Raw genomic sequence first — 10,958 nt, 5'->3', positions numbered from 1 at the left:
CCCGGCTCGGTGTGTCGGCTTTCGGCGTCCGGTCACGGCGAGGCCGCCACGACCGGTAGGGGGACCGGTCGCGGCGGCCTCACGACGACCGGTGGGGGTTCACCGGTCGGGGCGGTGGTTCACTCCTCGGGCGCGAGCAGCGCGCCGGAGGCGGCGTCGCGGACCGTGATCGCGGACATCGGGCACATGTCGGCGGCGTCGATGACCGCCTCGTCGGGCTCGGTCTGCGGGGCCAGGGCGGACGCCTTGCCGTCCCGGATCTCGATCTGGCGGGGGGCCGCGCCGGCGCAGACCCCGGTGCCGATGCAGGCGTCCCGGTCGACGGTCACCGTCCAGCGGGTGTCCACCGCGCTCACCACGCCACCAGCAGCCGGTTCGGACCCCGGACCAGCAGACCGGACTTCCACGACACCCCGGCGTCACCGTCGGCCAGGCTCAGCTCGGGGAAGCGGTCCAGGATGGTGTGCAGGGCCACCTGGAGTTCCATCCGGGCGAGCTGCGCGCCGAGGCAGTGGTGCGGGCCGTGGCCGAACGCGACGTGCGGGTTCTGCTCGCGGGTGAAGTCGAAGGTCTCCGGGTTGTCGAAGACCTCCGGGTCGCGGTTGGCCCCGGGCAGGGAGACCAGCACCGGCTCGCCGGCGCGGACGGTGCCGCCGCTCAGCTCCACGTCCTCCACCGCGTAGCGGGGGAACATGGCGGCCGGGTTCAGCGGGATCATCCGCAGCAGCTCCTCCACGGCCGCCGGCACCAGGCTCCGGTCGGCGCGCAGCTGCGCCATCAGCTCCGGGTGGGTGAGCAGCGCGTAGACGAAGTTGGGGATGTGCGTGGAGACCGTCTCGACGCCGGTGAGCAGCAGCCCGACCCCGGCGATCGAGAGCAGCTCCTGCTCGGTCAGCCGGTCGCCCTCGTCACGGGCCTTGACCAGCGCGCCGAGCAGGTCGTCGGTGGGCTGCTCGCGGCGCTGGGCGACCAGCTTGCCCATGTAGCCGAAGAGCTGTTCGACGTAGCTCATGAGCTGCTCGCTGGTGCTGGTCAGCCCCTCGGTCCAGATCCGGAACTGGGCGCGGTCCTCGAACGGGACGCCGAGCAGCTCGCAGATCACCGTGATCGGGAAGGGCAGCGCGAACATCTCCACCAGGTCGCCGGGCGAACCCTTGGCGATCATGTCGTCGACGTACTCGTTGGCGATCCGCTGCGCGTCCGCGCGGATCTCGTTGACCCGGCGGGCGGTCAGCGCCTTGCCGGCCAGCTTGCGCAGCCGGGTGTGGTCCGGCGGGTCGAGGCCGATGATGCCCTCGTAGGTCATCTCCTCGCGGAGGCGGGGCTGGTCCTTGCCCTGCGCCGCGGCCCGGCTGAACCGGGGGTCGGTCAGCACGGTCTTGACGTCCTCGTAGCGGGTGGCCAGCCAGGACACCTCGCCGTAGGGGAGCTGCACCCGGGCCAGCGGCTCGGTGCTGCGCAGCAGCCCGTACGCCGGGTCGATGTCGATCCCGGGTGACTCGCTGAACGGGTACTTGCGGATCTCCTGATCGATGGTCACGGGGCAACTCCCTCGGTTCGCACCGGGCGCACGGGATCGGGCGCTGGCGTCGATGTCTGCACGGCCGCTCGGTGCGGTACGGCGTATCCGGGCGACACGCCGGGCGCCGGCCGGACCAGGCGAGGGATACGTAATCAGGAAAGGAAATCCACCTACACCCCCGCGACGCCCCTAGCCGCCCCCTACCGGCCCCGCTAAGGGGCGGCTCTGGGGTGCCGTTAGGGGTCCGGGCGCAGCGGTCGCCACTAGCGTGTGGGCGAGGCAACGCGCTGTTGACCGTTGACCGTCGAGCGATTCTCGCGGGCGCGCACCGGTGATTGATTCACGCCACGTCGGTGGGCGCAACCCCCCATGGAGGATGGTTGATGTCCCTGCTCGTCTCCACGACCGCCGATCCGGGGCGGTTCCACTCCTTCGGGCCGCACCACATCGACGAACTCGGTGCCCGGTACGGATTGTCGGCCGACAATCTGCAGGCGATCCGCACCATTTCCCAGGTGCTGCCGTTCCGGGTCAACGAGTACGTCCTGTCGCACCTGGTCGACTGGGACCGCATCCCGGACGACCCGATCTTCCGGCTGGTGTTCCCGCAGCGCGGCATGCTCGCCGCCGACGACGAGCGGATCCTCGGCGACCTGCTGCGCGCCGGCGACCGCAAGGGGCTGCGCGGCGAGGTGGCCCGGATCCGGGCCGGGCTCAACCCGCACCCGTCCGGGCAGCAGCAGCACAACGTGCCGAGCCTGGACGGCCAGGAGTTGCCGGGCATGCAGCACAAGTACCGGGAGACGGTGCTCTACTTCCCGCAGCAGGGCCAGACCTGCCACGCCTACTGCACCTACTGCTTCCGTTGGGCGCAGTTCGTCGGCGACGCCGATCTGCGGTTCGCCGCGCCCGGCCCGGAGCAGTTGGTGACGTACCTGCACCGGCACCCGGCGGTGACCGACGTGCTGGTCACCGGGGGCGATCCGATGATCATGTCGACGGAGCGGCTGCGCAGCCACGTGGAGCCGCTGCTGCGGGTGGACACCGTGCGAACCATCCGGTTCGGCACCAAGGCGGTCGCCTACTGGCCGTACCGGTTCGTCTCCGACAGCGACGCCGACGACCTGCTGCGGCTCTTCGAGCAGGTGGTGGCGTCGGGCCGCAGTGTCGCGGTGATGGCGCACTTCAGCCACCCCCGGGAGCTGTCCACCGAGGTCGCCGGCCGGGCGATCGCCCGGATCCGGTCGACCGGGGCGGTGGTCTACTGCCAGGCCCCGCTGATCCGCTACGTCAACGACGACGCCCGCGCCTGGAGCGAGATGTGGCGGGCCGAGCTGGCCGTCGGCGCGGTGCCGTACTACATGTTCGTCGAGCGGGACACCGGCCCCCGGGACTACTTCCAGGTGCCGCTGACCCGGGCCGCCGACATCTTCCGCACCGCGTACCAGGATCTGCCCGGTCTGGCCCGGACGGTGCGCGGACCGGTCATGTCGGCCACCCCCGGCAAGGTGCTGGTCGACGGCGTGGAGCGCACCCCGGACGGCGACTTCTTCCAGCTCCGGTTGATCCAGGCCCGTGACCGGCGGCTGGTCGGCCGGCCGTTCCGGGCCCGCTGGTCGGCCGACGCGGCCTGGCTGAGCGACCTGGAGATCGACCCGAGCGCCCCGGCGGACGTCCTCGCCGCGGTCAGCCCCAGCGCGGCCCGCCCCGGCGCGGCCGTCACCACCTGAACACCCACCCACCCCGAAGGGAGCTGGCGATGGCCGGCCGGAAGATCTCGCCCAACCTCGCGCTCGACCAGCTGGTCGCGCAGCGGATCGCCGCGGGCGAGTCCATCGTGCACCTGGGCTTCGGCGAGTCCCGCCTCCCGGTGTTCGCGCCGCTGCGGCGGGCACTGACCGAGGGCGCCGACCGCAACGCCTACGGGCCGGTGGTCGGTGACCCGGACACCCGGGACGCGGTCGCCGGGTACTTCTCCCGCCGCCGGCTGCCCACCGAGGCGGACCAGGTGATCATCGCGCCGGGCAGCAAGCCGCTGCTGATGGCCCTGCAACTGGTGGTCGGCGGGGACACCCTGGTCGCCGCGCCGAGCTGGGTCACCTACGCCCCGCAGGCCCGGCTGGCCGGCAAAACCGTGCTGGGGGTGCCGATCCCGGAGTCCTGCGGCGGGGTTCCCGACCCGGCGGCGCTGCGGGAGACGGTCCGCGCCGCCCGGGTGCTCGGCCACGACCCGCGCATCCTGGTGCTCACCTCGCCGGACAACCCGACCGGCACGCACGCCCCGGACGACCTGGTCCGCGAGCTGTGCGCGATCGCCGAGGAGGAGGACCTGCTGATCGTCTCGGACGAGATCTACCGGGACATCCTGCACACCCCGGGCAGCGACCTGCTCTCCCCGGCCGAGATCGCCCCCCGGCGGACGGTGGTGCTCACCGGGCTGAGCAAGAACCTGGCGCTCGGCGGCTGGCGGATCGGGGCGGCCCGGTTCCCGACCGGCGGGTGGGGCGAGCGGATCCGCGCCGACGTCGCCTCGGTGGCCAGCGAGATCTGGTCCACCCTGGCCGGACCGATGCAGTCGGTGGCCCGGTACGCCTTCGCCGAGCCGCCGGAGATCCGCGAGCGGCTGACCGCGGACGCCGCGCTGCACGGCGCGGTGGCCGGCGCGGTGCACCGGATCATGGTGGACGCGGGCGCCACCTGCCGGCCGCCGACCGGCGCGTTCTACGTCTACCCGGACTTCGCGCCGCTGCGGGAGCCGCTGGCCGAGCAGGGCATCACCGACGGCGCGTCGTTGCAGCACCACCTGCTGGAGGAGCTGGGCGTCGCGGTGCTCTCCGGCCACCACTTCGGCGACCGGCCGGAGGCGCTGCGCTTCCGCGCCGCGACCAGCATGCTCTACGGCGACACCCCGGAGCAGCAGCGGCAGACCCAGACCGCGGCCGACCCGCTGGCCGTCCCGCACGTCGCCGACGCGCTGGTCCGCATCGAGCAGGCCCTGGCCAAGCTCCCCCGGTGACCTCCCGTCCCGGCTCCCCCGCCGACCGCGCCCCGGCCGGTCCGCCCCGACGACAAGGACGCCCCCAGATGACCAGCGCCATCGTCTTTCCCGGGATGGGTCCGTGCGACTTCGCCGACGTCGCGAAGTTCATGCTCATCGACCGGGACGCCCGCGAGCTGCTCGCCGCCGCCAGCGACGCCCTGGACTACGACCTGTTCGCCAGGTACCGCGACAGCGACAGCGACTACTCCGAGTACGCCCAGGTGGCCTTCCTGGTCAACTGCCTGGCGTTGGCCCGCTGGGCGGAGCGGACCATGGACCTGCGGCCGGACCTGATCGCCGGCCCCAGCTTCGGGGGCAAGGCCGCCGCCGTGTTCAGCGGCGCGCTGGACTTCGCCGAGGCGGTCCGGATGACCGCCCGGCTGTCCCGGATCGAGACGGAGTACTTCACCGCCGAGCAGCGGGGCGTGGTGACGATGTCGTTCGTCCGCACCCCGGGCGAGCGGCTGCGGGAGATCCTGGCCGAGCTGGACGAGGCCGGCGAGTGGTACGAGATCTCCTGCTACGTGGACACCGACTTCTGGATGGTGACCCTGCACGAGGAGCGCGCCGACTGGTTGACGCAGCGGCTGCGGGCCGGCGGCGGGCTGCCGCTGTACGTGATGGACCCGCCGCTGCACGCCGCCGCGTTCCAGCCGCTGCGTGACCGGGTGGAGGCGGAGCTGTTCGGGTCGCTGCGCTTCACCGATCCGCAGATCCCGGTCGTCGCCGACCAGGACGGCACGGTCCGCACCACCGCCGACGGCGTCCGAGCCATGCTGCTCGACGGGATCGTCACCCCGGTGCGCTGGCCGGAGGTGGTCGCCACCTTCCAGCGGCACGGGGTGGAGACGGTGCACGTCTGCGGGCCGGACCGGCTCTGGGGCCGGGTCGGCGCCACCGTCCGCAATTTCCGGACCACCATCGTGGACCCCCGGCGGGCGATGCGGCCGATCCGCCGCACCGTGGCCGCCTGAGCGCGGCAGAGCACGGAGGACGAGATGACCCAGCACACCGACTACGCCCTGCACGGCCGGTTCCTCCAGGGGCTGGCCACCGCGCCCCGGGCCACCGCCCTGCACCTGCCCACCGGCCCGGTGAGCTACCAGGAGCTGCACGCCACCGCGCTGCACTGGGCCGGGGCGCTGGCCGCCGGCCCGGACGGGCCGCCCCGGGTGGTCGGCATCCTGGCCGGCAAGACCCTGGAGTCGTACGCGGGGCTGCTGGCCACCCTGTACGTCGGCGCGACCGCCGTCCCGCTGCACCCGGAGTTCCCGGCGGCCCGGACGGCGGGGATGCTCACCGCGTGCGGGGTCTCCACCCTGCTGCTCGACGAGTCCGGGTTGGCGGTCCGGGCGGAGCTGGGCGACGCGGTGGCCGGGGTGCCGGTGTTCGCGCCGGTGGTGGACCCGCGCGGCAGCGGCACCGGGCCACGGCTGTCGGTGGCCTCGGCGACGCCACTGGCCGCGCCCCGCCCCGCCGGCCCGGACGACCTGGCCTACGTGCTGTTCACCTCAGGGTCGACCGGGCGGCCCAAGGGCGTGCCGATCACCCACGGCAACCTGCGGCACTACTTCTCGCTGCTCGACGACCGGTACGACTTCGGCCCGGACGACCGCTTCTCCCAGTCGTTCGACCTGAACTTCGACTGCGCGATGTTCGACCTGTTCTGCGCCTGGGGCGCGGGGGCGAGCGTGCATCCGGTGCCGCCGGCGGCCTACCGGGACGTGCCGGCATTCGTCGCCGAACGGGGCCTGACCGTGTGGTTCTCCACCCCGAGCGCGATCACCCTGGTCCGGCGGACCGGCCGGCTGGGGGCGGCGGCGATGCCGTCGCTGCGGTGGAGCTTCTTCGCCGGGGAGGCGCTGCACGCGGCCGACGCGGTGGACTGGCAGGCGGCGGCCCCCGGGTCGACGCTGGAGAACATCTACGGCCCGACCGAGCTGACGGTGACCATCACCGGGCACCGCTGGTCACCGCAGACCTCCCCGGCGCTCTGCGTCAACGGCCTGGTCCCGATCGGCGCCCTGCACGACGGGCACGACGGGGTGCTGCTCGACGCGGACGGCGCGGCCAGCGAGGTGGAGGGCGAACTCTGCATCACCGGCCCGCAGCTCACCCCCGGCTACCTCGACCCGGCCGACGACGAGGGCCGGTTCCTGCTGCGCGACGGCCGGCGGTGGTACCGCACCGGGGACCGGGTCCGGCGGCTGGACAACAAGGAGCTGATCTATCTGGGGCGGCTCGACTCGCAGGTGCAGGTGCACGGCTGGCGGGTGGAGCTGGCCGAGATCGAGCACGCGCTGCGCGGCTGCCCCGGCATCGAGGACGCGGTGACCGTGGCCCGGGCCGGCGCGGGCGGCACCGAACTGGTGGTCTTCTACACGGGTGCGCCGACCGCCCCGGCGGAGCTGTCCCGCCAGCTGCGGCAGATCCTGCCCAAGGGGATGCTGCCGCGTTCGTACCGGCACGTGCCGGAGTTCCCGCTGAACTCCAATCGCAAGGTGGACCGGTCCCGGCTGGCCCGCGAGGCCGCCGAGGGCTGACCCGCACTCACCTCCCCCCACCTTCCCCGGCCCGGACCACTCCGGGCCGGGGATCTCCATGATCGACACAGTTTCGTGGTTGTAGTGGCATCCGCGCGCGCGGATGCCACTACAACCACGAAACTGCGCGCCCAGCGCCCCTCGGGCGGCGGGCGGCGGGCGGCGGGCGGCGGCAAGGAAAAGCCCCTGGCCGGTCCCCCTCCTGAAGGGACCGGCCAGGGGCCGTCGGGGCGCGGGATCAGCTCCGCGTGGGCTGCCCGGCGCGGGCGGCGAGCAGCCGGCGGTCGACCTTGCCGTTGGCGTTGACCGGCAGCTCGTCGAGGACCCGCACCTGCTGCGGCACCATGTAGTCGGGCAGCGCCTCCAGGCAGAACGCGCCCAGCTCCATCTCCTCCACGCCGGTCACGCCCTCGTCGAGCACCACGAACACGGCCAGCACCGGGTCCTTGCCCTCCTGGGGCAGCATCAGCGCGGCGGCTCCGGCGATGCCCGGGAAGTCCCGGACCCGGCGCTCCACCTCGCCCAGTTCGACCCGGTTGCCGCGGACCTTGACCAGGGAGTCGACCCGGCCGATGAAGTACAGCTCGCCGCCCTCCCCCCGGTAGGCCAGGTCCCCGGTGCGGAAGACCACCTGCCCGCTGGCCGGGTTGAGCGGGTCGGGGACCAGCGCGGCGGCGGTGGCCTCCGGGTCGTTCCAGTAGCCGTGGAACAGGGCGGCGCTGCGCAGGTGGATCTGCCCGACGACCCCCGGGGTGTCGACCGGCCGGCCGTCCTCGTCGATCAGCAGCATCTCGGCACCCGGGTGGGCGTGGCCGATGGAGATCCGGTCGACCTCAGCGGGCAGCGGGTTCGGCACGTCGGTGAAGGACGCGGCGATGGACTCGCTGCTGCCGAAGCAGTTGACCACCCGGGCGTGCGGCAGGGCGCGGTGCAGCTCCCGCATCTCCGGCAGGGGGAAGTTCTCGCCGGAGTAGAGCACCCCACGGATCTGCTCGCCGAGCGCGGCCAGCCCGGCGAACTCGTGCCGCAGCACCCCCCGCCAGATCGACGGAACCCCGTTGACCTGGGTCGCGCCGCTGTCGGCGAGGAACTGCACGAAGCGACGCGGCCAGCGCAGCAGTGACCGGGGCACCGGCACCACGGCCGCGCCGCTGCCCAGGGCCAGGCCGATGTCGAGCAGCGAGAAGTCGAACTGGAGCGGCGAGGTGGTGGCGACCCGGTCCTCGGCGGAGACGATGCCGTGCCGCAGCATGCCGCGGAAGAAGGCGAGCACGCCCCGGTGGCTCATCACCACGCCCTTGGGCCGGCCGGTGGTGCCCGACGTGAAGATCATGTAGGCCGGGTCGGTGGGCACCAGCTCGCGGCGGTGCCGGGTGCGCGGCGCGGGGGCCCGCTCGACCTGGATGCCGTCCGGGCCGAACCGGGCGGTGCCCAGCGGCGCGGGCACGGCCTCCCGGCGGCCGTCGACGGGTTGCAGGTGCAGTGCCGCCGCGGTGCTCTCGGCGATCAGCGCGAGCCGCTGGGCCGGCGTCTCCGGGCTGACCGGGATGAACGTCAGCCCCAGCGAGGAGCAGGCCAGGAAGACGGCGATGGCGGTCGGGGAGGTGTCCGACTCCAGGATCACCCGGTCGCCGATGTCCAGGCCGAGCTGGTCGAGAGCGGCGGCGTAGCCGTCGACCCGCTGGGCGAGCTGACGGTACGACAGGGAGCCGACCTCGCCGCCGACGACGTGGATGACAGCCGGCTTGTCGGGCGTCAGCCGGGCGCCCGCCAACAGGAACTCGTGCAGCGTCTCCACCGAGGCGTGCGTGCGCGCGAAGTTCTCTCGACTCATGGCCCGGAGCGTAGCGGCGGCCCCGGCCGTGCCCACCCGCATCGACCCCCCTAGCCGCCCCTTACCCCGACCTGCCGGCGACCGGAGATTTGTCGGGTCGTCACCGCCTGACAGCCGTTGTTAGCGTCTTCCTCACCCTGCACCGGAAGGAATCGCGGACATGTGGGATCAACGGTTCGAGGCCATCCTGCGCCAGCACCTGCCCTTCCTCGACGCCGAGGAGCCACTGCTGGGCGACACCAGCCTGCGCGACTCGGGCCTGGACTCCCTCGCCATGGTCGAACTGCTGGCGACGCTCGAGAGCGAGTACAACGTGCGGTTCGTCGACGAGGCGATGTCGATGGAGACGTTCGCCACCCCGCAGACGCTGTGGGGGGTCATGACCGAGCTGCTCGGTGCTCCCGTCTGACCGACCCGATCTGCGGAAAGGTCCCGTGACCGGCTCCGGTCACGGGACCTTTCCGTGCGGCCGGGGAGGCCGGCCCGCGCCAGGGGCCGGTGCCCACTCCCCGACTGCGGCCACCTCGTCGGGCGTCCGCCGGCCCGCGTCGGGGCCGGCGGGTCGCCCCGTCAGCGGCCGATCTTGTCCAGCTCGGCGAGGTCCTCGTCCGACAGGGCGAGCCCCGCGCCGACGACGTTCTCCCGCAGGTGGGCCACCGACGAGGTGCCGGGGATGAGCAGGATGTTCGGCGACCGGTGCAGCAGCCAGGCCAAGGCGACCGACATCGGCGTCGCGTCCAGCCGGGCGGCCACCGCCGAGAGCGCCGCGGACTGCAACGGGCTGAAGCCGCCGAGCGGGAAGAACGGCACGTAGGCGACCCCCTGCTCGGCCAGCGCGTCGATCAGCGCGTCGTCCTGGCGGTAGGCGAGGTTGTAGAGGTTCTGCACGCACACGACCGGCGCGATCTGCTGCGCCTCGACGACCTGTTCCGCCGTCGCGTTGCTCACCCCGAGGTGCCGGATCAGGCCCTCCTGGCGGAGGTCGGCGAGTGTCCCGAACGCCTCGGCGAGCGAGCCGGGCCGGGGGCCCTGGGCGTCGCCGAGCCGGAGGTTGACCAGGTCGAGCACGTCGAGGCCGAGGTTGGTGAGGTTCTCGTGCACGGCCCGGCGCAGCTGGGCCGGCTGCCGGGCCGGCGGCCACCCGCCCTGCGGGTCGCGGGTCGCACCGACCTTGGTCACGATGTGCAGCGCCTGCGGGTAGGGGTGCAGCGCGGCCCGGATCAGCTCGTTGGTGACGTGGGGGCCGTAAGCGTCGCTGGTGTCGATGTGGGTGACGCCGAGGGCCACCGCCTCCCGGAGGACGGCGAGCGCGCCGTCGGGGTCGGCCGGCGGCCCCATCACCCCGGGGCCGGCGAGCTGCATGGCGCCGTAGCCGAACCGGGTGACCGTCAGATCGCCCAGCGTCCAGGTGCCGCCGGGAAGGGACGTGGAGGACATGGTTCCTTACCTCGGATCTTCGTCGTCGGGCCAGGCGGTGTCTGGCGGGTGCCGGTTCCACTATCGTCAGGTAGCTTCCTGACGGGAAGTAGGCACCTACAGGTGCGTAACGTTCCGACGGGAAAGGAAGACACGGTGACGACGATGACGGCGGCCGAGCAGCGGTCCCGGGCCAAGGCGGAGTACGACGCGTTCGTGGCGCAGTGCCCCAGTCGCGACCTGCTCGACCGGATCTCCGACAAGTGGGTGGTGCTGGCGCTGGCCGCCCTGCGTGGCGACGGCGCGCAGCCGTTCGGCGCCGACTGCTCCGGCGAGCCCCGCCCGATGCGCTACTCGGAGCTGGCCCGCCGGATGGCCGGGGTCAGCCAGAAGATGCTCACCCAGACGCTGCGCTCGCTGGAACGCGACGGGCTGGTCGCCCGCACCGTCACGCCGACGGTGCCGGTCACCGTCACCTACGAGCTGACCGACCTCGGCCTCTCCCTGCACCAGGTGATCCGTGGCCTCAAGGGGTGGGCCGAGACGCACATGGACGAGGTCTTCACCCACCGCGCGACGTACGACGCCCGCACCGGCTGACCG

Annotated in this window: 10 protein-coding genes; 6 read left to right on the top strand and 4 right to left on the bottom strand. The window is 73.1% G+C overall.

The window, feature by feature from the left end:
* Positions 1-119: 119 nt before the first annotated feature.
* Positions 120-356, bottom strand: a complete 237-nt coding sequence (locus tag O7625_RS16870) for a ferredoxin (protein WP_067314812.1) — start codon at positions 354-356, stop codon at positions 120-122.
* Complete coding sequence (locus O7625_RS16865; RefSeq protein ID WP_282339805.1) at positions 353-1,540, bottom strand: cytochrome P450; 1,188 nt, start codon at positions 1,538-1,540, stop codon at positions 353-355. Before O7625_RS16865 ends, O7625_RS16870 begins: the two co-directional genes overlap by 4 nt.
* Positions 1,541-1,905: 365 nt before the next feature.
* Here O7625_RS16865 and O7625_RS16860 point away from each other — a divergent pair, with 365 nt between their 5' ends.
* The 4 genes from O7625_RS16860 (at position 1,906) to O7625_RS16845 (ending at position 7,105) form a co-directional block, all read left to right on the top strand.
* On the top strand, positions 1,906-3,252 hold the full coding sequence (locus O7625_RS16860) for a lysine 2,3-aminomutase (RefSeq protein ID WP_067314806.1): 1,347 nt from the start codon (positions 1,906-1,908) through the stop codon (positions 3,250-3,252).
* Positions 3,253-3,281: 29 nt separating this feature from the next.
* The gene (locus O7625_RS16855; protein ID WP_282339802.1) at positions 3,282-4,538 is read left to right on the top strand and encodes a pyridoxal phosphate-dependent aminotransferase; all 1,257 of its coding nucleotides are present in this window, start codon (positions 3,282-3,284) and stop codon (positions 4,536-4,538) included.
* 68 nt (positions 4,539-4,606) lie between these two features.
* Positions 4,607-5,536: an ACP S-malonyltransferase gene (locus O7625_RS16850; RefSeq protein WP_282339800.1), complete on the top strand. Its 930-nt coding sequence runs from the start codon at positions 4,607-4,609 to the stop codon at positions 5,534-5,536.
* 24 nt (positions 5,537-5,560) lie between these two features.
* A complete protein-coding gene (locus O7625_RS16845) occupies positions 5,561-7,105 on the top strand; it encodes an AMP-binding protein (RefSeq protein ID WP_282339798.1) in 1,545 nt (514 codons plus the stop codon).
* Positions 7,106-7,343: 238 nt separating this feature from the next.
* Here O7625_RS16845 and O7625_RS16840 read toward each other — a convergent pair whose 3' ends face one another.
* Entirely contained in the window at positions 7,344-8,939 is a 1,596-nt protein-coding gene (locus O7625_RS16840) for an AMP-binding protein (RefSeq protein ID WP_067314915.1), read from the bottom strand.
* 160 nt (positions 8,940-9,099) lie between these two features.
* On the opposite strand from O7625_RS16840, the gene O7625_RS16835 reads away from it, so the two are divergent.
* The gene (locus O7625_RS16835; RefSeq protein WP_067314908.1) at positions 9,100-9,348 is read left to right on the top strand and encodes a phosphopantetheine-binding protein; all 249 of its coding nucleotides are present in this window, start codon (positions 9,100-9,102) and stop codon (positions 9,346-9,348) included.
* A 161-nt stretch (positions 9,349-9,509) separates the two neighbouring features.
* On the opposite strand, the gene O7625_RS16830 is transcribed toward O7625_RS16835, so the two are convergent.
* The gene (locus O7625_RS16830; protein ID WP_282339796.1) at positions 9,510-10,376 is read right to left on the bottom strand and encodes an aldo/keto reductase family oxidoreductase; all 867 of its coding nucleotides are present in this window, start codon (positions 10,374-10,376) and stop codon (positions 9,510-9,512) included.
* Between the two features lie 135 nt (positions 10,377-10,511).
* On the opposite strand from O7625_RS16830, the gene O7625_RS16825 reads away from it, so the two are divergent.
* Complete coding sequence (locus O7625_RS16825; protein ID WP_282339794.1) at positions 10,512-10,955, top strand: helix-turn-helix domain-containing protein; 444 nt, start codon at positions 10,512-10,514, stop codon at positions 10,953-10,955.
* The last annotated feature ends 3 nt before the right edge of the window (positions 10,956-10,958 follow it).

The sequence above is a fragment of the Micromonospora sp. WMMD714 genome (genome assembly GCF_029581315.1).
Taxonomy (GTDB): Bacteria; Actinomycetota; Actinomycetes; order Mycobacteriales; family Micromonosporaceae; genus Micromonospora; species Micromonospora rifamycinica.
The sequence above is the reverse complement of the archived record's forward strand: the minus strand, read 5'-3'. Positions and strand labels throughout refer to the sequence as shown.